The sequence below is a fragment of the Arthrobacter sp. AG258 genome (assembly GCF_004364695.1).
GTDB lineage: Bacteria > Actinomycetota > Actinomycetes > Actinomycetales > Micrococcaceae > Arthrobacter.
This window is the reverse complement of sequence record NZ_SOBI01000003.1, coordinates 549,293-572,555: the sequence shown is the minus strand read 5'-3', so window position 1 is coordinate 572,555 and position 23,263 is coordinate 549,293. Positions and strand designations below refer to the sequence as shown.

The window sequence follows — 23,263 nt, the reverse complement described above, 5'->3', positions numbered from 1 at the left end:
CGGGTGGGATTCCTAGCGTTTGACGGCTTCGAGCTTGAGCATCTTGGCGATGACGCCGTCGAGTTCGGAGTCGTCGAAGATCTTCTTCCAGTCGTCCTTGATGATGGTGTCCTTGCCGTACTGGATGGCGATTTCGCAGGCTTCCGAGAACGGGTTGGACCCGCGCAGGGCGTTGGTCAGGGCGATCTGGACGTGGCCGAACAACATGGCCTTGGCCGCCTCCTCCGGCACGCCGGCCGTGTGGACGGTCTCGTGCAGCGCCTCGTTGAGCAGCGTACCGATCATGCAGGCCACGGTTTCCACCAGGGTGGGCTCCAGGATGGCAAGCTGCTTGACCGTGACCCAGTGCACGTCGATGACCGGCGCGTAGATGGTGCGGATGACGGCCTCCGCAGAGTCGCGGGTGGCTGCCGGCGCGTCGTCGTCGATGGCGGCGACGACGTTCTGGGGGGCGCCCTCGCCGCCGAAGGTGTCGGCCCATTCCTCCTTGGTGGTGCGCTCCAGGAACACCGACGGGTGGCACGGGTGCGCGACTGCCTGGACGACGTCGTCGCGCTTGGCCAGCAGGCCCGCATAAGCGGCAGCGGGGTCAAGGGTGAGCAGGATGGCGCCGGCCTTCATCTGCGGCACCACATCTTCGGAGACGATGCCCAGGACGGTGTCGGGGACGGCGAGGATCACCACGTCGGCGCCCTTGACGGCGTCGTCCGTGGCGGTGATCTGGCGGCCTTCGGCCTGGACGCGTTCCTGGCCGGCGGGGGAGTTCTCGCTGTAGAAGACGATGTGGCCGGACTTCTGGAGGTTGCGGGAAACGCGCATCCCCATCTTGCCTCCGGCTCCGATGACGGCGACGGTCAAAGTTTCTGCTGACATTTCACTTGCTCCTTAGGAATTTGATGCTGTGCCGGGTCCACTGGTTTTCGAGCCGGATGGTGTCCGCCTCGGTGTCCTGCCAGGGCAGCCAGTGTTCGACGATCTGGTTGATGTTTCTTTCGTGCGGCCGGATTTTTTCGACCATGTACGCGTAGTCGAGCAGGCCTTCGCCAAGCGGCGCGCCGGAGTAGGTGAAGCCCACCCATCCGTCCTTGCGGCTGAAGGCAAAGTCCTTGATGTGCATGTTCAGGACGTAGGGGGCGACGGCGTCAATGACCTCGCGGGGCATTTCCAGCGCTGCGACGGTGTTGGCGGGGTCGCTGCAGATCCCCAGGTACGGGCTGTCCACGCCGCGGATCACGTCCAGGATGCGGGCGGTGGGGACCTGTTCGTAGGTTTCCACTGCGATCTTCACCCCGGCATCCTCGAATTCCGGCAGCACGTCCTTGAAGATCGCCACCGCTTCCTCCGTGGTGGGGCTGTGGCCGGGGGCGTGGACCATGGTGCGCAGAAGCGGCGAGCCGAGGATGCCGGCGATGTGCAGGAACCTTCGCAGGTGGTCCGGTCGGATGCCCTTGGTGCCCAGCTCCAGGGAGATTCCCAGCCTGTCCGCGGTGTCCCGCACGGCTCGGAGTTCCGGGTCAGCCATGGCCTCCAGGGGTGCGTAGTCGCAAACCTGGAACAGGTCCACGCCCAGTTCCGCGGTCCGCTCCAGGACATCATGAAGGCTCAGTGGCTGGGAGACCTTGGCCGAGAGCTGCCAGAAGAAGGCGTAACTGCTCAGCCCAATCCGTGAGGTCATGCCGGCACCGCCATCGTTTGCAGCCGCGCCGCGGCTTCGTCAAGGACGGCCTTCAGTGCTGTGGGGTCGTGGGCGAAGCGGCCCAGGAACAGGCCGGCGACGGCGGGACCGAGTTGGGTGATCAGGCCCGGCCCGGCGCTGCCGCCATAGATGACGCGGCTGTCTTCCTGCCCCGGGAGGCTGCGCAGGTGCTCGTCCAGGCCCGAAATGACGGCGTTGATATACCCGGGCGTGGCCGGCTCCGGAGCGCCGATGGCCCACTGCGGCTCGTATGCCACGATGGTCCTGGCGGCCGCTGCCAGCGATGACGCGCGTTTGAGGATGCCATCGATTTCCGCCGTGCACTGGGCGATGGCTTCCTCAACGGATCCGCGGTGCAGTTCCCCGACGCACAGGACGGGGGTCAGGCCATTGCGGTAGGCCGCGGCGGTCTTCAGTCCGATCACGCGCTGGTCCTCGTCAAAGATCCGGCGGCGTTCAGCGTGGCCCACCTCGGCGTACCGGCCACCGAGTTCAGCTACTGTTTTGCCGCCGACTTCGCCGGTGAACGCGCCTTCGTCTTCCCAGAAGACGTCCTGCGCTCCGGTGGCAGCACCTGCCGGACCGAGGATCCGTGCCGCTTCCGGGAGCGCCGGGAGGATGGGCAGGACGAAGAGTTCGATGTCGCCGTTTTGCACCGCGGGGTGGGCGAAGGCGATGGATGCGATATCGCGACAGTAGTCCACCGAGCGGGCGTAGCCGAAGTACATCTTCAGGCTGACACCGATAATGGCCGTGGGTCCGGTGCGGGGCTTAGCAGGAAGTGACACCTTCGTAGTCCTTAATCAGGGAAACTTTCTCTGCCGAGGCGGAGGTTTCGTCGAAGGTGTAGGTGAGCCATTCCCTGGCGAGCCGCCGGGCGAGTTCAAGTCCGACGACGCGCTGGCCGAAGGTCAGGACCTGGGCGTTGTTGCTCAGGACGGCGCGTTCAACGGAGAAGCTGTCGTGGGCGGTCACCGCGCGGATGCCGGGGACCTTGTTCGCTGCGATGGCGACGCCGAGCCCGGTTCCGCAGACGAGCAGCGCGCGGTCGGCCTTTCCTGCGGCGATGAGTTCCGCCGCTGCGATGGCTACGGAGGGATAAGGGGTGTGGCTGGTGGCGTCCACGCCCACGTCAGCGACGGACTCGACCAGGTCGGAGGCCTCGAGGTCGGCCTTGAGGGCTTCCTTGTAGTCGAAACCGGCGTCGTCGGCTCCGATGACCAGGCGCAGTTTGGCGCTCATGCGTTCTCCTTGATGGTGGTGTTCTGGCTGAGGGTGTTGTGGATGGCCCGCACGATCAGGGCCATGGAGACGGCGCCCGCGTCCGGGGTACCAAGGCTCTTCTCGGCGTGCGGACGTGCCCGGCCCATCAGTGGCAGCAGGTTGGCGGTGTCCTCGGCGGCCTGCTGCGCGGCGGTGGCGGCAGCGTCCCAGGCTCCGGACAACGGCTTTCCGCTGTCCACGCCGGCGGTGAGGGCATCCCGGAAGGGAACCAGCACGTCCACCAGCGTCTTGTCACCTACCTTGGCCTTGCCGAAGTCCATGATGGCTGCAGCGGCGCCGGCCACTCCGGTGGCGACGGCACCGGCGTCGGGAGCTTTGTCATCGCCCACGGCGTCACCGACGGCGCGCAGGGCCATGCCCCACAGGGCGCCGGAGGTGCCGCCGGCCTTGTCCGCCCAGGCGTCTGCGGCGAAGTAGAGGGTGGTGGCCGCCCCGGCGCCGCGGGCGACGGCGTCTGCCGCGGCCTTCACGGCGGCCCCGACGCCCCGCTCCATGCCGATGCCGTGGTCGCCGTCGCCGGCGACCGCATCGATGCGGCCCAGTTCGCCTGCGTTGGCGTCCACCACGTCCTTGGCCGCACCGAGCGCTGCCAGGACACGGACGGCCCCCGCACGGGACGCGGGAGTCGCCTCGGGAATGGGAAGTTCGACGTCGGCCACCTCGTCGACGGTCTCTTCCAGCGCTTCGGCCCTGACGGCGCCGCGGCGGAAGGCCGGGGCGTCCGCAGGCGCGTTCCAGAGGGCTTCGAGTTCGTCGTCGAGCCAGAAGAGCGTCAGGGACGTGCCGGCCATGTCGAAGCTGGTGACCAGCTCGCCCACCTGCGGATCCACTGCCTGCAGGCCGGCCTCGGCCAGGAGTTGCGCCACGCGGCGGTAGACCACGAACAGCTCCTCGTACTTCACGCTGCCCAAGCCGTTCAGGATGGGGACCACGCGTGCACCCTTGGGTTCCACGCCCTCCGGCACCTCGGTCAGGAGCTTGGCGACCAGCAGCCCGGCGAGCTCATCCGCCGTCGGAATCGCCGTTTCGCCGATGCCCGGCTCTCCGTGGATGCCCATGCCGACGGCCATGCGGCCCTCGGGGACGGAGAACAGGGGTTGGATGGCTCCCGGCAGGGTGCATCCGCTGAAGGCCACACCAAAGGAACGGGTGCGGTGGTTGGCGCGTTCGGCGATTTCCACCACCGCGTCCATTCCGTAGCGCGCTTCCGCGGCGGCGGCCGCCACCTTGAACACGGTCAGGTCCCCGGCAATGCCGCGGCGCTTGGTGTGCTCTTCGACCGGGGCGGATGAGACGTCGTCGGTGACGGCGATGCTGCGGCAGTCGATGCCTTCCCTGCGCAGCTTCTCCTGGGCCTGGGTGAAGTGCAGGACGTCGCCGGCATAGTTGCCGTAGCCCAACAGCACCCCGGCGCCGTTGTTGGCCGCCTTGGCCACGTTGTAAACCTGCTGCGCCGACGGCGACGCGAACAGGTTGCCCATTGCGGCACCGTGCGCCAGGCCTTGGCCCACCAGGCCGGCAAACGCGGGATAGTGGCCGGAGCCTCCGCCGATCACCAGTGCCACCGTGTCCGGGATGCTCTTGGTGCTGCGGACCACGCCACCCGAAACGCGTTTGACCCAGCGTCCGTGGGAGGCGACGAAGCCCTCGATCATTTCGTCAGCGAAGGCTGAAGGTTCGTTGAAGAGGCGGGTCATGGGAAAGCTCCTGGGCCTGGCTGGGGGGACGATCTGGTTCGGGGGTGGGATGGTGCGGGGGCATCCGCGGATGAGGCGGATGCCCCCGGGCTGCTACGGTTCGGCGTGCTGTGCGGCGCCGGCGGGATCCAGTGCCTCGGTGCGGACGCCCTCGCTGGCACGGCCGGAGCGGCTGAGGGCCACCATCAGGACGGCGGACAGCAGCATGAACCCGCCCACGACGAACATCGGCACGGTGTAGTCGCCTGTCCAGTCCTTGAGCCAGCCGGTGATGTAGCCGGCGCTGAAGCCTGCCAGGTTGCCCACGGTGTTGATCAGGGCGATGCCCGCTGCCGCTGCCGCGCCGGTCAGGAACTGGGTGGGAACCGTCCAGAAGTTGGGGAGTGCCGCGAAGATGGCCATGGCCGTGATGGTGATGACGGCGATGGTGGCTGCCGGGCTTCCCGCAAAGAGTGCCAGCGGGATGCTCAGTCCACCCACCAGTGCCGGAACCGCAATGTGCCAGGTCTTGACGCCGCGCTTGGTGGCGTCCTTTGACCAGAAGTAGAGGGCGAAGGCTGCCGGCAGGTACGGGATGGCAGTGATCAGGCCCTTCTGGAGGACGTCAAACTTGGTGCCGTAAATGCCTTCGAAGCCGGAGATGATGGTGGGCAGGAAGAAGCCGAGGGCGTACAGGCCGTAGATGAAGCCGAAGTAGATCAGGGAGAGCATCCAGACGCGGCCGTTGCCGAACACGGTGCGGACGCTGACGTGCTTGTTGCCGGCGGCCGTTTCGTTCTTTTCCTTTTCCAGGGCGCCCGTCAGCCAGGTCTTTTCCTCGGCGGAGAGCCACTTGGCCTTCGCGGGGGAATCGGCCAGGTAGAACCAGGAAATGATGCCGATCAGGATGGCGGGAATGGCCACGCCGAGGAACATGACGCGCCAGCCTTCAAGGCCGAAGAGGCCGTGCTGCTGGATCAGGAGGCCTGCCAGCGGGGCGCCGACCACGGTGGTGAGCGGCTGGGCCAGGTAGAACAGAGCCAGGATCTTGCTGCGGTGCCGTGCGGGAACCCAGAGGCTCAGGAAGAGGATGGCGCCGGGGAAGAAGCCGGCCTCGGCCACGCCCAGGATGAAGCGCAGGATGTACAGCTGTTCAACGTTGGCCACCCAGGTGAACAGCAGGGAGACGATGCCCCAGCTGACCATGATGCGGGCCAGCCAGCGGCGGGCGCCGAACTTGTGGAGCGCCAGGTTGGAGGGGACTTCAAGCAGGATGTAGCCGATGAAGAACACGCCCGAGGCGAAACCGAACTGGGCGGCGTTCAGCGCCAGGTCCTTGTTCATGCCGTTGGGGCCGGCGAAAGAGATGGCGGTGCGGTCGAGGTAGTTGATGAAGAACATCAGTGCGACGAACGGGACAAGCCGGATCGCCACTTTCCTGATTGCGGATTTTTCGACCACCGATTGTGTGGTGTCCACATTGACTCCTAGATGTTGGTGCCCCGGCCGCATCCGTCACTGGAGGCGTGGGGTTGTCTCAGATACGCGCGGACTGGGAGGCGCCGCGGTGCGTGAAGCTGTGAGTTCCACCATAGGACCGAAAAGTAAATTGGTCAACCGGTTGACGAGTTGGTGTCAGTACATTGCGGTCATCATGCGGACCCTCCCTGCAGTCGGGCGTGGTCAACCAGTTGTTACGCTTGGGAGGTGTCCGTAGAATCCGCCGCCTCGACGGCCAAGATCAGTGCCGCCCTGGGCTCTCTGGGGCAGGGTTCAGTAGTGTCGGAAGTGGCCGAGCGCCTGCTGGCCTTCTTTACGAGCGGCGACATTGCACCGGGAACCAGGCTGCCTGCCGAGCGCACGCTGGCCGCCTCCCTTGGCGTGGGCCGGTCTGCGGTGCGTGAGGCCCTCGCCGCGCTGGAAATCCTGGGCATCGTGGTGGTCCGGCCGGGGTCCGGAACCTACCTTCGGGACGGTGTCTCGGAGCTTCTGCCCCGCACCCTGAGCTGGGGCATGATGTTGGGCGCCCCACGCACGCGCGAGCTCGTGGAACTGCGCAGCGGACTGGAAGTGCAGGCTGCCCAGCTGGCCGCGGAGCGCATTACGGATGAAGCGCTGGCACGGATGCGCGACAATCTGGACACCATGGCCCGCACCTTGGATGACCTCGGCGCCTTCGTCGAGGCGGACGCAGCCTTCCACCGCGAAATCGCTGCGGCTTCAGGCAACCAGGTTCTCCAGGAACTCCTGCAAAGTATCCGCTCGCTGCTGCGGATCTGGGTGGACCGGGCCCTCACTGATGAGGGCCATGCTGCGGCCGCCCTCAAGGAGCATGCCAGGATCCACGAAGCCTTGGCGGCCCGCGATGCCGACGCCGTGACCGCCACCATGCGCTCGCACATGCAGACAGCGTCCCGGCGCCTGCTGGCAGGATACGACGCCGCCCAGTAGGGCGCCGCCCTATCTGGCAGCCGCCTTCTTCAATTCCTGCAGGATTTCCAGCTGGACCCGGTTCATGGAGATCAGCAGCTCGATCTCCTTTTTTGCCTCGACATTGGTGTCGTAGTCGTGTTGGGCCATGGCTGCGGCAATGGCGTCCTGCCGCTTGGCGGCGATGAGCAAAATGGCGCCCTGCAGTCCGGCGAGCATGGAAAGCAGGAGGTTCAGCAGGATGTAGGGGTACGGGTCCCAGGCGTTGGCGGCAAGTGCCACGGTATTGATGGCGGCCCAGATGAGCATGAAGCCGATGAAGCTGCCAACGAAGGGCCAGCTTCCCATCCCGTTGCGCATGATGTCAGCGGCACGCTGGCCCTTGCTCAGGGAAGCTTTGTGTTTCTCGTGCCAGGTCTTCTGTTGGAGGCTCATGGCTCAGGGTAGACCCAGTCCGGACGGTTGCAGGTCGGCCCGGTCCCCTCCCGTCTGGAGCGGTCCCACCGATCCGCGCCGCACCAAGGTGGCAGTAAACTGTGCCGGAGCGGCGGAGGGTAGGCCCTCTATCTGGCGGATGAGCGCCTTGGCCGCTGCAACGCCCATGTTGTAGACGGGCTGGGCAATAACGGTAAGGGGTGGGCTCACGAGCCTGGTCCAGGCGAAGTCGTCATACATGAGGAACGAAACATCGGCCGGAATGGACAGGCCCAGTTCCTGGATGGCCTCGACCACACTGAGGGCGATCAGGCCATCCGATGCCACCACGGCTGTGGCGCGGTTGGGGTCCCGCAGTACTTCGCGGGTGATGCTGCGGATGGAGTCTTCGTCGCCCGCATTCAACCTGACAAGGTCTTCCGGGAAGGGCAGTCCCGCAGCAAGGAAAGCCTGCCGCATCCCCTCAATGCGGTCCGCAATCTGGGAGGACTCCAAGGTCATGCCCGGCGTATAGGGCGAGTCGGTCCGCAGCGTGGAAATAAAGGCGATGCGCCGGTGCCCTGCCTCGAGAAGATATTGTGTGGCCTCCAGGGAAATCCTCACCATGTCCACGGCCATGGTCTCCACCTCAAGGTCACCGGCGGTGCGGTCGATGAACACCAGGGGGCGTCCGGACCGGTGGACATCCTGCAGGTGTTCGGTGTCCACGGATGACGCCGGGGCGACGATAAGGCCGTCCACCCGCTTGTCCAGCAAAACCCGCACCGCGTCCACTTCTGCGGCCCGGTCCTCATCAGTGTTGACCAGGATGACGTTGTAGCCGGCTTTTTTGGCCGTGTCCGTAATGCCCCGCGTGGCAAGCCCAAAATGCGGGTTTTCGATGTCACCCACCACCACGCCGATGGTGTGCGATTTGCCGGTGTTCATGCTGCGGGCCAGCTCGTTGGGCCGGTAGGAAAGCGCTTCGGCGGCCGCGAGGACGCGCTCGCGGACGTCGTCGCTGACAGCGCCGTAATTGCCCAGTGCCCGCGCGGCCTGCGCCTTGGAGACCTGCGCAGCTTTTGCGACGTCGGCAACGGTTACGTCCCGCCGTCGTGCTCCATCACCGTTCATCTTCACCTTTCGAGGGGGTGTTGACGCCCCCTGTGACTTCAGCTACATTTCTATCCATCGATGTGAGTCCGGTCTCAATCTTATGGTGTGAGACCGGACTCAACAAGACCATCGGCGACTTTCTTCGGCGGCCCTGACAGCACCGCCTTCCCACCAACGATTGGACAACGCTGTGAAGAAAAAGAACCTCCGACCTGCCGGATTTGCCGCAGCAGCCCTGGCCGCGGTCCTGGCACTTTCCGGCTGCGGCTCCACCTCGGCCGCCTCCACCACCGAAAACAACCCCTACGGACTGATCCAGCCCGGCACCATCCGGGTGGCAAGCCTCGGTGACTCAAAGCCGTACACGTTCGCCGATGCCTCCGGAAACTTCACCGGCTTCGACGTCGAACTCTTCAAGGACGTGGCCCACCGGGCCGGTGTGGACAACGTAGTCTTCACCGGGCAGGACTTCTCGGGCCTCCTCGCCGCTGTGGCCAACGGACAGTTTGACGCCGGTGTCGCCGCCATCGGCATCACCGACAAGCGGAAAGAAACCGTGGACTTCTCGGACGGTTACCTGGCCGGCTACCTCACGGTCATCACCACCAAGACCTCCGGCATCACCAGCGCCGACGGGCTGGCCGGCAAACGCCTGGGCGTGGTCCAGGGAACCCTGCAGGAAGCCTATGCGGTAAAGAACTTCACCTCGGCCAGCCTGGTCCGCTTCCCTGACAACAACACCGCCATCGCCGCCGTGAACAGCGGAACCGTGGACGCGCACTTCCTGGACTATGAGGCCACCAAGGCCTATGAGGAGCAGCACGGCCTGGTCAGCGCCGCGGACATCCCGTCCTTCGATGCCCCTGCCGGGTTCGCAGTGGCCAAGGGCAAGACGGCCTTCAAGGAAGCCCTGAACAAGGGCCTGGCCGCAGCCATGGAAGACGGCACCTGGAAGAAGCTCTACCAGAAGTGGTTCCCGGGCTCACCGATGCCCGAGCAGTACCTGCCCAAGGCTGAGCAGGCCGCATCACCCTCGCCAAGCAAGTAAGCCCCAAGCATCATTTGCCGGGCTGGCAGGCCTTCGGGCCACCTGGCCGGGCGGGCCGCCTTACGCGGCCTGCCCGGCACCTCCCCATCATCTACGTCTGAGAGCAACCATGGACTGGCTCAACACCATCATCCGTACCTTCTTTGACTTCGGCGCTATGGCCGAGGTCCTGCCCCAACTCCTGGCGGTCGGCCTGCTGAACACGCTGATCATCTCCATTGCCGCCACCGTCCTTGGCACGGTGCTGGGAATGGTGGTGGCCGTCATGGGCATTTCACCGTCCAAGTGGCTGCGCGTCCCGGCCAGGATCTACACGGACCTTTTCCGCGGCCTGCCCGCCATCCTCACCATCCTGCTGATTGGCCAGGGCTTTGCCCGCCTGAGCCAGTCGATCTTCGGCCCGTCCCCCTACCCGCTGGGAATCATCGCGCTGAGCCTCATCGCCAGCGCCTACATTGGGGAGATCTTCCGCGCCGGGATCCTCAGCGTGGACAAGGGCCAAGGCGAGGCCTGCCGTGCACTGGGCATGAGCTACGCCAAGTCCATGGCCCTGGTGGTGGTGCCCCAAGGTGTCCGCCGGGTCCTCCCTGCGCTGGTGAACCAGTTCATCGCCATCGTCAAGGACTCCTCCCTGGTGTACTTCCTGGGCCTGCTGGTCACCGAACGCGAACTCTTCCGGGTGGGCCAGGACGCCGCCGTGCTGTCCGGGAACCTTTCACCCCTGGTGGCCGCCGGCCTCCTCTACCTGGTGATCACCGTCCCGCTGACGCACCTGGTGAACCACTTCGACAACAAGTTCCGCACCGGCCGCCGCCGCGCCGCACCACCCACCAGCGGACTGAAGGAAGTCAAGGAACTCGACGCGGCCTCGCCGCTCACAGCCGGGAGCAACACATGAACACCCCCACCCCCACCACCATGAATACCGCCACCCCTGAGGCGCAGTCGTTCCGCGGCTCATGCCTGGAACTGCGCAACCTCACCATGGCGTACGGCGACATCGAGGTACTGCGCAACGTCAGCCTCACCGTGGCGCCGGGCACCACCACCTGCATCATCGGCCCCTCGGGATCCGGCAAATCCACCTTGCTGCGCGGTGTCAACCGGCTGCACGAACCTAAAAGCGGAAACGTCCTGCTCGCGGGCGACAGCACCCTGACCGTCAACCCGGACACCCTCCGCACCCGCATCGGCATGGTGTTCCAGCACTTCAACCTCTTCCCGGACCACACTGCCGAGGAAAACGTGGCACTCGCCCTCTGGAGTGTCAAAGGCATGCCCAAGGCCCAGGCCATGGAACGCGCCCGCCAACGGCTCGCCGAGGTTGGCCTCGCCGAACGTGCCGACCACCGCCCCCGTGACCTCTCCGGCGGCCAGCAACAACGAGTCGCCATCGCCCGCGCCCTGGCCATGGAACCCGAAGTGATGCTCTTCGACGAGGCCACCAGCGCCCTGGACCCCGAACTGGTCAAAGGCGTCCTGAACCTCATGGCCGGCCTGGGCCGCCGCGGCATGACCATGCTCGTCGTCACCCACGAAATGGGCTTCGCCCGGAAAGTGGCAGACCAAGTGGTCTTCATGGATGAAGGCGAAGTGGTGGAGGCCGGGACGCCCGCACAACTCTTCGACAACCCCCGCAGCGAACGCCTCCAGCGCTTCCTTTCCGAGGTGCTCTGATGGGTGCGGTTGCAGCGGCACCCATCCGGACCGCCGTCGTCGGCTTTGGAATCTCCGGCAAGGTCTTCCACGCGCCCCTGGTCGCGGCCAACCCGGACTTCTCGCTGGACGTCATCGTCACGGCCCAGCCGGACCGTGCGGCGGAGGCGGCACGCCTCTATCCGCAGGCACGGATTGCCGGCACCCCGGAGGAGCTGTTCGCCCTGGCAGCGGACCTGGACCTCGTCATCCTGGGAACCCCGCCGCACACGCACTACGGCCTGGCCGCGACAGCCATCGCCCACGGCCTGCACGTGGTGGTGGACAAGCCTTTCGTCCCCACCTCCGCCTTGGGCGCGGAGCTGATCAGCAGGGCGGCCGACGGCGGGGTGCAGCTGACGGTGTTCCAGAACCGCCGGTGGGATGCAGACTTCCTCACCCTCCAGAAAGTGTTGGCGTCCGGAGGCCTTGGCAGGATCACCAGCTTCGAATCGCGGTTCGAATGGTGGCGGCCCGAAGGCTTCGGCAACTGGCGTGACACGGTGTCCCTTTCCGAGGGCGGCGGCATCCTGCACGACCTCGGCGCGCACCTGGTCGACCAGGCCATCCACCTTTTCGGCCCGGTGGAACGGAGCTACGGCGAGACTGCCAATCGCGGTCCGCATCCGGACGCGGCGGATACCGAAGCCTTCGTGTCGTTGCTGCACGCCTCCGGCGTCCGCACGCGGCTCTGGATGAACGGCATGGCCGCCCAGGCCGGGCCGCGGTTCCACGTCCTCGGTTCCCGCGCCGGCTACACCAAGTGGGGCCTGGACGGACAGGAACCTGCCCTCGCTGCCGGGATGCCGCCGTCGGACCCCGCCTATGGCGTGGAATCCCAGGAGCGTTGGGGGCTCCTGGGGGTGGACGGGGCAACCGCGCCGGTCCGCGCCGAACGCGGCGCCTACCCGCAGTTCTACGTCCGGTTGGCCACAGCCCTGCGCGGGAACGGGCCGCTGCCGGTGGATCCCGCCGAACCGCTTGAGGTGTTGAAGGTCATCGAGGGCATCCACGCCCTGGCCTAACGCCACACCTAACTTCCCCTGCTTTCCCTGACGCATCGTCAGCGTCTTCCGCAACCACGAATTCCACAGAAAGGGACACCATGTCCTCTCTTCCAGCCACCAAGCGCGTTGCCGTCATCGGCGGCGGCATCCTCGGGGTCTCCACCGCAGTGCACCTGCTCCGCGAGGGAGCGTCCGTGATCCTGCTGACCGAGCGCGGGCTCGCCAGCGAGGCCAGCGGCCGTTCGCTGTCCTGGCTCAACTCCGCCGGCGAACGGTCCACCCCGTACCACCAGCTGCGGGTGGCCGGTGTTGACCGCTACCGCACCCTCTTCGCCTCGGACCCCAGCCGCGACTGGCTGCAGTTTGGCGGCGGCCTGATGTGGAATGCTGCCGGGCAGGGCGAGGCCACCGCGGGCCGGCACGCCTACGAAAAGTCCATCGGCTACGACTCCCGGCTTCTCGCCCCCAGCCATATCGCAGCCACCACCCCCGGCATTGATGCGGACGCCGTGCCGGAGAATGCCATCTTCAATCCCGGCGAGGGCTGGGTGAGCCTGCCGGACCTGATCGACTTCCTCATGGAGGAGTTCCACGCCCGCGGCGGCGAATTGGTCCTGAACGCCGGAAAAGCCACCGTCATGGTGGAAGGCGGCCGCACCTCCGGCGTGGAGACAGCGTCGGGCGGGACATACCCGGCCGACGCCGTGCTGGTGGCTTGCGGCGCAGCGACGCCCGCCGTCGTCGAACCCCTGGGAGTGCACATCCCGAACGGCTCTCCCGTGTCCATGCTGGTGGTGACCAAGCAGGTGCAGCACGATGTGGCCGCGGTGATGAACACCCCGCGCGCAGCCTTGCGGCCCAACCCGGGCGGGACTTTTGCCCTGGACCACGACTGGTACGAGGAACGCATTACCGAGCACGCGGACGGCTCCTTCAGCATCCCCGATGAGGTGGTCCAGGAACTGGCCGATGAGGCATCGAAGCTTGTTGCCGGCAATCCGGAACTCAAGCCCGCCTCCTGGAAGATGGGCTACAAGCCCATTCCCGGGGACGGCGAACCCGTCCTCGGCGAACTGGGCCAGGTGCCCGGATGCTTCGTTGCCTTCACGCACTCCGGCGCCACGCTGGGACTCATTGCCGGTGAGCTCCTGGCCGGGGAAATCCTGACCGGCAGGAAGCACCCCATGCTGGCCACCTTCCGGCCGGGACGCTTCTCCTAGGCCGGGTCCAAGGGGCGGGGCCGTGCTGAGTGCGGCTCCGCCCCTTTTCCTGTGCCTGCCGGACCGGATGCCGTCCGGAATCAGGCGCCCAAATGCCCCGTGAGGCGGCGGTGGAACCCGGTGCTGCGCTCGTCCAGGCCTTCGATTGCCACTTCGGCGCCATGATCCGCGTACTTCGTCTCGATCGAGTCCAGGGCGGCAACGGTTGAAGCGTCCCAGATTTGGGCCCGGCTGAGGTCAATGGTCACGGAGGCGGGGTCGTCGGCGTAGGCGAAGTGCTCCACGAGGTCATTGCTGCTGCCGAAGAACAATGGCCCCACCACCTCGTAGCGGACGCTCCCGCCGTCGACCGCCAAGGTCCGCTCAACGGTGATGACGTGGGCCACGCGGCGTGCGAACAGCACCATCGCGAGGATGACGCCCACGAGAACCCCGTACGCGAGATTTCCGGTCAGGACCACGACGGCGACCGTGACACCCATGACGAGCGTCTCGGGGACCGGCATCCGCTTCAGCGTGGACGGTTTGACGCTGTGCCAGTCCACAGTGGTCACGGCGACCACCATCATCACGGCCGCCAGTGCCACCATGGGGATCTGTCCCATGATCGAGCTGAGCCCCGTCACCAGGGCCAAAAGGAAGATCCCCGCCACGAATGTCGAAATGCGGGTGCGGGCCTGTCCGGTCTTTACGTTAAGGACGGTCTGGCCGATCATGGCGCAGCCGGCGATGCCGCCATAGAGGCCGGAGAAGATGTTCGAGACGCCCAGGGCCCAGGACTCGCGGCCCTTGTGCGACGGGGTGTCCGTGATGTCGTCCACGAGTTTTGCGGTGAGGAGCGTTTCCATGAGCCCCACGAACGCCACGCTCAGCGCGGTAGGCAGGATCAGCTGGAAGGTCTCAACACTCACCGGGAACAGGAACGGGGTGATCCCGGGCATCTTGCCGGTGAGCGGGCCCTCGTCCGCGACGTTCGGAACGGCGAGGCCGGCGATGATGGCGATGGCGGTGACGACGACGATCGCCACCAGCGGCGACGGGACCGCCTTGGTGAAGCGCGGGAGGATGAAGATGATCGCGAACGTCAGGCCGAACAGGACGTAGGCGAGCCAGGGGACATTGAGGACGTGCGGTACCTGTGCCATGAAGATCAGCACGCCCAGGGCGTTGACGAAGCCGATCATCACCGAACGCGGGATGAACCGCATCAGCCGGGCCAGTCCGGCCAGGCCGAAGACGATCTGGATGACGCCGGCGAGGAGCACCGTGGGCAGGACATACTCGACGCCGTGCTCGTGGACCAGCGGCGCGATCACCAATGCCACGGAGCCCGCCGCCGCCGTCACCACGCCCGGCCGGCCGCCGAGGACCGACATGGTCAGGGCCAGCACGATGGAGGCTACCAGGCTGACCATTGGATCGACACCGGCGACGATCGAAAACGATATGACTTCAGGGACCAGCGCAAGGGTGGTCACCATGCCGGCAAGGACCTCGCGGGAAAGCTGCCGCGGGGAGCGCAGCGCGGTCAGGACCGTGACCGGCTTCCGAAGAAGGCGGGGATTGTCGGCGATGGACAAGGGGCGGCTCCAGGGACGTGGGCCCTCAGGGGAGGGTGGGTGGTCAACGTTTTGCGCGCCACGGTGCGCACGGGTCCAGCCCGGTCATGGAAGACAATGGGGATGGAGAGAGAATGCGCCGGGAACTCTCGGCTGCATCTGCAACACTACCCTAACGTGAGGGTTGAGCCGGATTGGTGACGTGATGGTGAACGAAATGACCGCTGAAGAAGTGGTGGCCACGATGCATATCGGGGAACTGGCCGACCGTTCCCAAATGTCGTTACGGACCATCCGCCACTACGACGAGGTTGGGCTGCTCAAACCGTCGGGGCGCACCGAAGGCGGGTTCCGCCTGTACACCGAGCGTGACTTCACGCGCCTGCTCCTGATCCGCCGGATGAAGCCACTGGGGTTCACGCTCGAGGCCATGTCCGGCCTCTTGCGGGTCATCGACGCGCTGGAGGCGGCCGAACCGGGCGTGGAGGACGCAAGTGTCAGGTCCGAACTGAACGAATTCATCGAGGAGGCTGCCCGGCGCCGGGCCAAGCTGGAGGAACAACTTGGCATGGCCGACGAATTCCTTGCGCTGCTTCGTGCCCGGCAGGATGGCCCGGGGCAGCAATAAGCATGGCTGATAAAATGGCCGGGTTGCAGGGCGGCCTTGAAGCTGGTTGAGCCAGGGCCGTAACAAGGTAGGGGACCACACACATCATGACGGCAGGCGGGTCACACCTCAGGACATCGGACAGCCGGCCGGGCGAACCGGCCGATGCTTCCGTGCCTGCCAAGGGCCGCGCCTACCTGGCAACCATTGAAGGTTTCATCGGCGCCCTGATGATGTTCGTCGGTTCGATCGGCACGGGTTGGATTGCCAACGGCTCGCCCATGATCCGCCAGCCCGTGGTGATCGCGCTCCGCACCGAGGGGTGGGGAGTGGCGGTCTCCACCGTCCTGTTGACCGCCGGGGCCATGCTGCTGATGCGCTCCTGGCTCCGGCTGGGCCAGCGGCTGGGGGACTGGGGCCATTCGTCGCTGCGGTCCGTGGTGGTGGCCATCTCCGCCTGGTCGTTGCCCTTGCTGTTCTGTGTCCCGGTCTTCTCCCGCGACGTCTACGCCTACACGGGCCAGGGCCGGCTGGTGATGGAAGGCCAAAACCCCTACGAGGTTGGCATCTCCACCCTCAACAACTGGTTCGCGCTTGGCGCCGACCCCGCCTGGGCGGAAAACCGGACACCCTACGGCCCCTACTTCCTGTGGCTGGCCCGCGGGGTGGTGGGACTGACCGGTGCCCAACCGGACGCATCCGTCCTGCTGTTCCGCCTGCTGGCCGGCGTCGGTGTGCTGCTCTGCGTCATCTACGTGCCCAAGCTCGCCGAGCTGCACGGCATCAACGGGGCGCGCGCACTCTGGGTCTCCGTGGCGAACCCGCTGTTCCTCATCAGCTTCATCGCCAGCGCGCACAACGACGCGCTCATGGTGGGGCTCGCCGTCGCCGGCGTGTACCTGGCCGCCACCCGCCGCTACCTCCTGGGCATCCTCCTGGTGACCGCTTCAATCGGCATCAAGCCCATCACGGTGCTGCTGCTGCCGTTCATCGGCCTGATGTGGGCCGGCCCGGGCGCCACCTGGCCGCGGAAGTTCCTCATGTGGGCGGCCACGGCGGGCATCAGTTTTGGCGTCCTGGCTCTCAGCGGCATCCCGTTCAACCTGGGCATCGGCTGGACCTGGGCCATCATGGACCCCACCCCCGGCTATACGGGCTATTCCCCCTCCGGCTTCCTGGGCCAGCAGGTGGAGATGCTGGCCAACGCCCTGGGCCTGCCGGGAGGAACCTTGGCCACCCTGCTGCGGACCGGCATGAAGTGGGCGGCCATCGGGCTGGTCCTGCTGCTGATGTTCCGCGGCGACTACTCGCGGGCGGTGCGGCGGATGGCCCTGGCGTTCACCGCCGTCGTGATGCTTTCCCCCATCATCCAGCCGTGGTACATCCTGTGGTTCCTGCCGTTCCTGGCCGTCACCGGCATCCGGGACGACTGGCAGATCCGCTCGCTGTACGTGGGCGTGACGTTCTTCGTGGTGTTCGGCGCCCAGGACCAGCTTTCGGTCTGGTCCTTCGTGGAGCTGCCCATCGACGCCTCGTCCCTGGCATTCTTCACCGCCCTGGCCTTCACGTTCTACCTGCTGGTCCTGGATGTCCACACCCGGAAACTGCTGATCGAAGGCAGGCCGCTGGATGTGGCGCGGCGGGCGTGGACGTGGGCGGTGGAACGTCGGGCTGCGCGACGGGCTGAAGCCCGCGCCGCCGTCGACCGCTCCGAGGCGCCCTAGGCTCCTGCCGGTACCTGCGCGGCGGTTATCCGGCCCAGCTCCGCGGTGCGCTTCACCGACCACCACAGCAGCACCACCAGGAGCACGTTGCGGGTGGTGAGGATGGCCGCCATGACCGGGTGGGCGTGGATGAGCGGCGTGTAGAACAGCGGGTAGATCACGAAGGTGGTCATGGCGATGCCCATCAGCAACGCTGCCGGGACCTTCCAACGCTCCCAGTCGTGGGTGAGGCCGGCGATGATCACCGGTGCCAGCCAGATGATGAACTGCGGGGAGCCCACCTTGTTGAAGACGATGAACGCGGTGACCATCATCAGGGCGCCTTCGAGGAACAATTCTTCCCGCTCGGCGCCGCGCCGCAGGGCACGCACCAGCAGGATGGCAGCGCCAAGGGCGGCGAGGATGAGCAGCGGCTGCATCAGGAACGCGGCCACGTCGGCCCCCGGCCCGTAGACCTCGGTGGAGTTGATGGCGGTGTTGTCCGCCATTTTCGAGCCGGCAATGTGGAAGACGCTGAGCCACACCCAGGGGGTGGAGAACGTGGCCTCGAGCTGCATGCCGCGCTCGCCCTGGTTGGTGAGGAAATCCATGATGTGCGGCAGGCCGCCGGTCAGCCAGGTTCCCAGGCCGACGACGGCGGTCACGGCGGCGCCGGCGAGCACCACCTGGACACGCTTGTGGCTGGCGATCACGATGGGCACCAGCACGGCTGCGGGCCACACCTTGATCCAGGTGGCGATGCTGAGCAGGACGCCTGCCACCACGGGCCGTTCCGCCACATAGAGCAGCGCGATCAGGACGATCGGGGCGGTGATCCCTTCCACCCGGGCAAAGCTGAGGTACCCCATGAAGACCGTGAAGAACAGCCACCACCAGGCCGGGGCAACACCGGTGACGGTCCGCGGTCCGCGGGTCAGGTAGAGCAGTCCGACGGCGTTCAGCGCCGTGATGATCAGGAACCAGACCAGCAGGTAGGGGCCGGGCCCGGCGATGTTGGCAAGGAAGATGGGGATCTGCGCCAGCACCGGGTAGACCCAGGGGCTGATCTTCCCGGTCAGGTCCGCCGGGTTGTAGCCGGCCATCGCCCACTGCCGGTACTGCTCGGTGTCGCTGAACGTATTGCCGTTCAGGAAGAAGGACGCCATCCAGCCCAGGAAATACACGTGCACGACGGCGAAGCCCCACCAGACACTGGACGGGCGGGCGAACCAGTCCACCACCGTGGCCGGGAGGACTTTGCTGCGGACCGTCACCAGGCGGTCAAAGAACCTCGTGGAAATCTCAGGTCTCCTTGAGCGCGGGGGCGGGTGCTGCGGTCTTCCTGCCCAGGGAGTACAGGCGCCGGACGCTCCACAGGAACAGGACCACGAGCAGGACGTTGCGGATGGTCAGGACCAGGGCCATCCACGGGTTGTCGTGGCTGAGGGCGTCGTAGAACAGCGGGTAGATGAAGTACGTGGCCACGGCGATGGCGATCAGCATCGCCGCCGGGACGCGCCATTCGCGCCAGCTGTGCGCCAGGCCGACGGCGACGGCAGGTCCCAGCCACACCATGAACTGCGGGGAGCCCACCTTGTTAAAGACCACGAAGGCGGCGGCCAGGGCGAGGGCGCCGGCGAGAAGCAGTTCAGTGCGGTCTACACCGCCGGCCACCTTGTGCTGCTTGCCGTTGTGCAGCGCCCAGAACGCAAGGCCTGCCACCAGCAGCGCGGCCAGGACCAGGAGCGGCTGCATCAGGAAGGACATGGTGGCGGTGCCCGGGCCGTCCACCTGCATGGAGTTGATGTCCGTGTTCATGTACATCCGGGAACCGCCCGCGTTCAGGACGGACAGCCAGAGCCAAGGCGTGGTGAAGGTGGCCTCAAGCTGCATGCCACGGTCGCCCTGCTGCGTGAGGAAGTTCAGGAGCTTGGGAACGCTGCCCAGGGCGGCCGCCAGCGCCACGACGCCCGCCGTCGTCGCGATTCCTGCCAGCAACACCAGCAGGCGGTTTTTTACCACCGCGAAGAGGGCCAGCATGATGGCTGCCGGCCACACCTTCACCCAGGTGCCGATGGCCAGCAGGACCGAGGCCACGAACGGGCGCTGGACCCCGTACGCCAGGGCTACCAGGACCAGCGGGGCGGTGAGTCCGTCCACGCGGGCGAATCCCAGCCAGCCCATCAGGAACGTGAAGGCCAGCCACCACCAGCCGGCGGGGATGGCGTTGGTGTTGCGGCCCCGCTCCGTGAGTTTCAGCAGCGCCCAGCCGTTGAGGAGCGTGGTCATGAGGACCCAGAGGAAGAAGAACGGACCCGGTCCCGCCACGCCCGCTATGGCCATGGGGATCAAGGCCAGGATGGGGTAGACCCAGGGGCTGGGCCCGCCGGAGAGGTTCGCGTCGTTGAAGCCGGCCATGGCCCACTCGCGGTAAATGAAGGTGTCGCTGAAGGCCTCGCCGCGCAGGGACAAGGATGCGCCGAACACCAGGAAGACCAGGTGCACCACGATGAAGCCGCCCAGCAGCCCGCGCCCGCTGTTCAACGCCGTACGCACCCTCGCCGGGAGGATGACGTCGCGGATCCGGGTGAGTTTGCCGAAGAGAGCGTCGGTGGAAATGGTGGATTCCTTGTCAGGTCGTTGCACTGTCAGCGGCGGCGCAAAATGGCTCGGGTCATGCCCCGAAGCGGGTCTCATGGAGATTGGAGGCCTTGGATTTCGGGTTCCAGTCCCGTTCAACTCTAATTCACGGCGCATCCCCGCCAACAATTGTTAGGACAAGCCAGGGACTCCACGCGCCTGACCTGCGGCCTTTATCTAAAGTTGCTGGCACTTATTTGCTCAGGCACCATGGTGCGAGGCACGTGAGTGCCTACCGCCTATGCAGCCAGGGGGAGCGCAGGGCGTCGTATGACCACCCCAACCCCACGAAAGACATAAGGCGCCATTCAATGAACTTCCCCCTGACCCTGACCGTGTCCGACCGCCAGAGCATGGACAGCGAACTCGACGCCGCCGTCGCAGCCGCCAAGGCCCACGCCCTCACCGGCAAGCGGCACGGTATCCTCGTCACCCGGCACGGCGTGGACAAATTCACCGTTGCCCTCAGCGAGGCGGTCCCCTTCGGCCTCACCCGGGAACACCAGGCCTGGTAGCCGCTTCTTTGCCGCCAATCCAGCGGCGCCGCTCCCGTTTGTGACGCGCGTTCTCCCGCGTTTGGGCTCATCCCGGCATGGGTACCTGCTGTTCGTCTGCCCTGAGAGCAGGGCAGGGTCAGGAGAATAGACGCATGGATAACTCGATGAGCGTGGCGGTGCTGGGGACCGGAATCATGGGAGCGGCCATGGCGCGCAACCTCCTCCGGGCCGGCCACAAGGTGTCGGTGTGGAACCGGGATCCGGCCAAAACTGAGCCGCTCGCCGCCGAAGGTGCCCTGCGGGCGGCCAGCCCCGCCGACGCGGTGGAAGCCGCCGACGTTGTCCTCACCATGCTGTACGACGCCGCCGCGGTGGCGCAGGTCATGCGGCAGGCGGCGCCCGGCATCCGCGCCGGCACGGCCTGGATCCAGTCCACCACCGTGGGAGTGCAGGACGTTCCCGCTCTCGCCGCCTTGGCCGCCGACCTCGGCCTGGACTTGGTGGAAGCACCTGTCTCCGGCACCCGCGCGCCCGCCGAGGCGGGCCAACTGCTGGTCCTCGCCGCCGGCCCCGAAGCCATCCGCCCCCGCGTAGCGCCGGTCCTCGATGCCATCGGCGTCCGCACCCTCTGGACCGGCGAGGACCCCGCCAAGGGTTCGGCCGTCCGGCTCAAGCTGGTGGTCAACAGCTGGGTCATTGCCGCCTCCAACGCCGCGGGCGAGGTGGTTGCGCTTGCCCAGGCGCTGGGCGTGGATCCCGGGCAGTTCCTCAACGTGCTCGACGGCGGTCCGCTGGACCTGCCCTACCTGCGCACCAAGATGGGACTCATCCTTGACGACGGGCTGGAGCCGGCGTCCTTCGCCGTGGACACCGCCCGCAAGGACGCCCACCTCATTGTCGATGCCGCCGCGGCCGAAGGCCTGAAACTCGATGGAGCCGAGGCGGCTGCCGCCCGGCTGGACCGGGTGGCTGACCAGGGCCGCGGCAAGCAGGACATGGCCGCCGCGTACCACGCCAGCCGGTAGCAGGGGCTCCGTTCCAAAGCGCCCCGGCCGCGCGGGATAGCGCTTGCCGTTGACGTTGTCCGCATCACCTTCTATATTGGATGAATCGATTCAAGAGTTGCCGCTCCTGCCCCGATCCGGCTCCGGCGCAGCACATCAAACCCTGAACATTGCCCACCAGCGGTTCCGGTTCCTTGCCAATGAAGACGAAGGACAAGCACATGAGCACCACCCCCACCCGCGCGCCCCTCACCAGCCAAGGGGCTGGAGCCGGCGTTCGGGACCCCAGGAAGGCCGCGATGAGCGGCTGGATCGGAAGCGCCCTCGAGTACTACGACTTTGCGCTGTACTCCCTGGCGGCAACCCTGGTCTTCCCCGCCATCTTCTTCCCGTCCGGGAACCCCACCGTCGCCATCATCGCCTCCCTGGCCACCTACGCCGTCGGCTACGTCTCCCGTCCCATCGGCGCCGTGGTGCTCGGCGCCTATGGTGACCGGCACGGCCGCAAGAAAGTGCTCGTGTTCGCGATGCTGCTCATGGGCTTCGCGACGTTCGCTGTTGGCCTGCTCCCCACGTACGGCCAGGTGGGCCTCCTGGCGCCCGCTCTGCTGGTGATCCTCCGGCTCATCCAGGGTTTCGCCGTTGCCGGTGAACTGGGCGGTGCCAGCGCCATGATCGTGGAGCATTCCCCTGACGCAAAGCGCGGGTTCTTCGCCAGCTTCAGCCTGCAGGGCACCCAGGTGGGCTCGATCCTGGCCACCGCCGTCCTCCTCCCGCTCGCCGCCCTCCTCCCGGCGGACCAGTTCAGCTCCTGGGGCTGGCGCATCCCGTTCCTGCTCAGCGCCGTCGTCATCCTGGCCGGGTACCTGATCCGCCGCCGCGTGACCGAACCCCCTGCGTACGCCGCGCAGTCCGGAGCGGCCCCGGCCAAGCAGCGCTTCCCGCTCATCGAACTCCTCCGCACCCGCCCCGGCGTCCTGGTCCGCTGCGTCGCCATGACGTTCACCAACGTGATCGGCATGGCCACCCTGATCTTCGGCGTCTCCTACGCCACCCAGAAGGGCTACGGCAACGGCTTCTCCAGCAGCGAGTTCCTGTGGGTGACCCTGGTAGCCAACATTGCTGCCGTCATCACCATCCCGTTTTTCGGTGCACTGTCCGACCGGATCGGCCGGCGGATGCTCATGGCGGCCGGCGGGGTCATTGGCGGCGTACTGGTCACCGGGTACCTGTGGGCGATCCAGCAGGGCAGCCTGCCGCTGGTCTTCGTGTGCGTCGTGATCGTGCAGGGCATCTTCTTCCAGATGTGGAACGCCACCTTCGCCACGTTCTTCCAGGAGCAGTTCCCCATGCGGATCCGGGTCACCGGCTTCGCCGTCTCGCAGAACATCGGGCTGATGATCGCTTCATTCTTCCCGAGCATCTTTACCGCGATCGCTCCTCCCGGTTCCACCAACGTGCCGCTCACCATCGGCCTGACCACGCTGGGGATCTGCCTCGTGTCCGCGGTGGCCACCCTGATGTCCTCGGACACGAAAGGCAAGTCGCTTGAGGACCTCGAGGGGCAAAAAGCCAGCTGAGGCCGCACCCGCGTCACGCAGGGCACGCTTTCAGGCAGCGCACGACGGCGGTGGGCAGGGTTTCCGGGGCTTCCCCGCCGATGGCGG

22 protein-coding genes are annotated in these 23,263 nt (G+C 66.6%); 11 read left to right on the top strand and 11 right to left on the bottom strand.

The features are described from left to right. Positions 1–12 precede the first annotated feature (12 nt). From DFO47_RS09060 to DFO47_RS09035, 6 genes are all read right to left on the bottom strand, one after another. The gene (locus DFO47_RS09060) at positions 13–873 is read right to left on the bottom strand and encodes a phosphogluconate dehydrogenase C-terminal domain-containing protein (protein ID WP_133831407.1); all 861 of its coding nucleotides are present in this window, start codon (positions 871–873) and stop codon (positions 13–15) included. 1 nt (position 874) lies between these two features. Beyond that, complete coding sequence (locus DFO47_RS09055; protein ID WP_133831406.1) at positions 875–1,675, bottom strand: TIM barrel protein; 801 nt, start codon at positions 1,673–1,675, stop codon at positions 875–877. Then, on the bottom strand, positions 1,672–2,484 hold the full coding sequence (locus tag DFO47_RS09050) for a triose-phosphate isomerase family protein (protein WP_109044202.1): 813 nt from the start codon (positions 2,482–2,484) through the stop codon (positions 1,672–1,674). Before DFO47_RS09050 ends, DFO47_RS09055 begins: the two co-directional genes overlap by 4 nt. Then, complete coding sequence (locus DFO47_RS09045) at positions 2,468–2,938, bottom strand: ribose-5-phosphate isomerase (protein WP_109044201.1); 471 nt, start codon at positions 2,936–2,938, stop codon at positions 2,468–2,470. Before DFO47_RS09045 ends, DFO47_RS09050 begins: the two co-directional genes overlap by 17 nt. Next, positions 2,935–4,677 carry a dihydroxyacetone kinase family protein gene (locus DFO47_RS09040; protein ID WP_133831405.1) on the bottom strand — a complete coding sequence of 581 codons (1,743 nt, stop codon included), beginning with the start codon at positions 4,675–4,677 and terminating at the stop codon, positions 2,935–2,937. The genes DFO47_RS09045 and DFO47_RS09040 overlap by 4 nt, the downstream gene beginning before the upstream one ends. Positions 4,678–4,770: 93 nt before the next feature. Further along, positions 4,771–6,135 carry an MFS transporter gene (locus DFO47_RS09035; protein WP_133831404.1) on the bottom strand — a complete coding sequence of 455 codons (1,365 nt, stop codon included), beginning with the start codon at positions 6,133–6,135 and terminating at the stop codon, positions 4,771–4,773. 228 nt (positions 6,136–6,363) lie between these two features. On the opposite strand from DFO47_RS09035, the gene DFO47_RS09030 reads away from it, so the two are divergent. After that, positions 6,364–7,107: a FadR/GntR family transcriptional regulator gene (locus DFO47_RS09030; protein WP_018763362.1), complete on the top strand. Its 744-nt coding sequence runs from the start codon at positions 6,364–6,366 to the stop codon at positions 7,105–7,107. A 9-nt stretch (positions 7,108–7,116) separates the two neighbouring features. Here the strand turns inward: DFO47_RS09030 and DFO47_RS09025 are convergent, their stop codons facing one another. Together DFO47_RS09025 and DFO47_RS09020 are read right to left on the bottom strand one after the other, a co-directional pair. Further along, positions 7,117–7,521, bottom strand: coding sequence for a DUF1003 domain-containing protein (locus tag DFO47_RS09025; protein WP_018763361.1), 405 nt, complete (start codon positions 7,519–7,521; stop codon positions 7,117–7,119). A gap of 3 nt (positions 7,522–7,524) precedes the next feature. Next, entirely contained in the window at positions 7,525–8,634 is a 1,110-nt protein-coding gene (locus tag DFO47_RS09020; RefSeq protein ID WP_018763360.1) for a LacI family DNA-binding transcriptional regulator, read from the bottom strand. A 172-nt stretch (positions 8,635–8,806) separates the two neighbouring features. Here DFO47_RS09020 and DFO47_RS09015 point away from each other — a divergent pair, with 172 nt between their 5' ends. The 5 genes from DFO47_RS09015 (at position 8,807) to DFO47_RS08995 (ending at position 13,586) form a co-directional block, all read left to right on the top strand. Then, positions 8,807–9,664 carry an ABC transporter substrate-binding protein gene (locus DFO47_RS09015; RefSeq protein WP_133831403.1) on the top strand — a complete coding sequence of 286 codons (858 nt, stop codon included), beginning with the start codon at positions 8,807–8,809 and terminating at the stop codon, positions 9,662–9,664. A 109-nt stretch (positions 9,665–9,773) separates the two neighbouring features. Beyond that, positions 9,774–10,562, top strand: coding sequence for an amino acid ABC transporter permease (locus DFO47_RS09010; protein ID WP_018770382.1), 789 nt, complete (start codon positions 9,774–9,776; stop codon positions 10,560–10,562). After that, the gene (locus tag DFO47_RS09005; RefSeq protein WP_133831402.1) at positions 10,559–11,341 is read left to right on the top strand and encodes an amino acid ABC transporter ATP-binding protein; all 783 of its coding nucleotides are present in this window, start codon (positions 10,559–10,561) and stop codon (positions 11,339–11,341) included. The genes DFO47_RS09010 and DFO47_RS09005 overlap by 4 nt, the downstream gene beginning before the upstream one ends. Then, positions 11,341–12,384, top strand: a complete 1,044-nt coding sequence (locus DFO47_RS09000) for a Gfo/Idh/MocA family oxidoreductase (protein WP_133831401.1) — start codon at positions 11,341–11,343, stop codon at positions 12,382–12,384. Before DFO47_RS09005 ends, DFO47_RS09000 begins: the two co-directional genes overlap by 1 nt. Before the next feature lie 80 nt (positions 12,385–12,464). Next, positions 12,465–13,586 carry an FAD-binding oxidoreductase gene (locus DFO47_RS08995; RefSeq protein ID WP_133831400.1) on the top strand — a complete coding sequence of 374 codons (1,122 nt, stop codon included), beginning with the start codon at positions 12,465–12,467 and terminating at the stop codon, positions 13,584–13,586. Positions 13,587–13,666: 80 nt separating this feature from the next. On the opposite strand, the gene DFO47_RS08990 is transcribed toward DFO47_RS08995, so the two are convergent. Beyond that, positions 13,667–15,166: a SulP family inorganic anion transporter gene (locus DFO47_RS08990; protein WP_133831399.1), complete on the bottom strand. Its 1,500-nt coding sequence runs from the start codon at positions 15,164–15,166 to the stop codon at positions 13,667–13,669. 196 nt (positions 15,167–15,362) lie between these two features. Between DFO47_RS08990 and DFO47_RS08985 the strand changes: the two genes are divergently transcribed. Together DFO47_RS08985 and mptB are read left to right on the top strand one after the other, a co-directional pair. Continuing rightward, entirely contained in the window at positions 15,363–15,773 is a 411-nt protein-coding gene (locus DFO47_RS08985; RefSeq protein WP_026265034.1) for a MerR family transcriptional regulator, read from the top strand. A gap of 86 nt (positions 15,774–15,859) precedes the next feature. Continuing rightward, positions 15,860–17,476, top strand: a complete 1,617-nt coding sequence (gene mptB / locus DFO47_RS08980; RefSeq protein ID WP_018763352.1) for a polyprenol phosphomannose-dependent alpha 1,6 mannosyltransferase MptB — start codon at positions 15,860–15,862, stop codon at positions 17,474–17,476. On the opposite strand, the gene DFO47_RS08975 is transcribed toward mptB, so the two are convergent. Continuing rightward, positions 17,473–18,729 (bottom strand): glycosyltransferase 87 family protein, encoded by a 1,257-nt coding sequence (locus tag DFO47_RS08975; protein WP_133831398.1) that lies wholly within the window; start codon positions 18,727–18,729, stop codon positions 17,473–17,475. The genes mptB and DFO47_RS08975 overlap by 4 nt on opposite strands. A gap of 28 nt (positions 18,730–18,757) precedes the next feature. After that, entirely contained in the window at positions 18,758–20,152 is a 1,395-nt protein-coding gene (locus tag DFO47_RS08970; protein ID WP_243835403.1) for a glycosyltransferase family 87 protein, read from the bottom strand. 254 nt (positions 20,153–20,406) lie between these two features. Here DFO47_RS08970 and DFO47_RS08965 point away from each other — a divergent pair, with 254 nt between their 5' ends. From DFO47_RS08965 to DFO47_RS08955, 3 genes are all read left to right on the top strand, one after another. Next, complete coding sequence (locus tag DFO47_RS08965; protein WP_018763349.1) at positions 20,407–20,610, top strand: hypothetical protein; 204 nt, start codon at positions 20,407–20,409, stop codon at positions 20,608–20,610. 134 nt (positions 20,611–20,744) lie between these two features. After that, the gene (locus tag DFO47_RS08960) at positions 20,745–21,617 is read left to right on the top strand and encodes an NAD(P)-dependent oxidoreductase (protein ID WP_133831397.1); all 873 of its coding nucleotides are present in this window, start codon (positions 20,745–20,747) and stop codon (positions 21,615–21,617) included. Between the two features lie 200 nt (positions 21,618–21,817). Beyond that, positions 21,818–23,176 carry an MFS transporter gene (locus DFO47_RS08955; RefSeq protein ID WP_133831396.1) on the top strand — a complete coding sequence of 453 codons (1,359 nt, stop codon included), beginning with the start codon at positions 21,818–21,820 and terminating at the stop codon, positions 23,174–23,176. The last annotated feature ends 87 nt before the right edge of the window (positions 23,177–23,263 follow it).

Coding starts and splice junctions, on each gene's coding strand:
- DFO47_RS09060 (WP_133831407.1), bottom strand. CDS start 873: ATGTCAGCAGAAACTTTGACCGTCGCCGTCATCGGAGCCGGAGGCAAG.
- DFO47_RS09055 (WP_133831406.1), bottom strand. CDS start 1,675: ATGACCTCACGGATTGGGCTGAGCAGTTACGCCTTCTTCTGGCAGCTC.
- DFO47_RS09045 (WP_109044201.1), bottom strand. CDS start 2,938: ATGAGCGCCAAACTGCGCCTGGTCATCGGAGCCGACGACGCCGGTTTC.
- DFO47_RS09040 (WP_133831405.1), bottom strand. CDS start 4,677: ATGACCCGCCTCTTCAACGAACCTTCAGCCTTCGCTGACGAAATGATC.
- DFO47_RS09025 (WP_018763361.1), bottom strand. CDS start 7,521: ATGAGCCTCCAACAGAAGACCTGGCACGAGAAACACAAAGCTTCCCTG.
- DFO47_RS09020 (WP_018763360.1), bottom strand. CDS start 8,634: ATGAACGGTGATGGAGCACGACGGCGGGACGTAACCGTTGCCGACGTC.
- DFO47_RS09010 (WP_018770382.1), top strand. CDS start 9,774: ATGGACTGGCTCAACACCATCATCCGTACCTTCTTTGACTTCGGCGCT.
- DFO47_RS09005 (WP_133831402.1), top strand. CDS start 10,559: ATGAACACCCCCACCCCCACCACCATGAATACCGCCACCCCTGAGGCG.
- DFO47_RS09000 (WP_133831401.1), top strand. CDS start 11,341: ATGGGTGCGGTTGCAGCGGCACCCATCCGGACCGCCGTCGTCGGCTTT.
- DFO47_RS08995 (WP_133831400.1), top strand. CDS start 12,465: ATGTCCTCTCTTCCAGCCACCAAGCGCGTTGCCGTCATCGGCGGCGGC.
- DFO47_RS08985 (WP_026265034.1), top strand. CDS start 15,363: ATGACCGCTGAAGAAGTGGTGGCCACGATGCATATCGGGGAACTGGCC.
- mptB (WP_018763352.1), top strand. CDS start 15,860: ATGACGGCAGGCGGGTCACACCTCAGGACATCGGACAGCCGGCCGGGC.
- DFO47_RS08970 (WP_243835403.1), bottom strand. CDS start 20,152: ATGAGACCCGCTTCGGGGCATGACCCGAGCCATTTTGCGCCGCCGCTG.
- DFO47_RS08965 (WP_018763349.1), top strand. CDS start 20,407: ATGAACTTCCCCCTGACCCTGACCGTGTCCGACCGCCAGAGCATGGAC.
- DFO47_RS08960 (WP_133831397.1), top strand. CDS start 20,745: ATGGATAACTCGATGAGCGTGGCGGTGCTGGGGACCGGAATCATGGGA.
- DFO47_RS08955 (WP_133831396.1), top strand. CDS start 21,818: ATGAGCACCACCCCCACCCGCGCGCCCCTCACCAGCCAAGGGGCTGGA.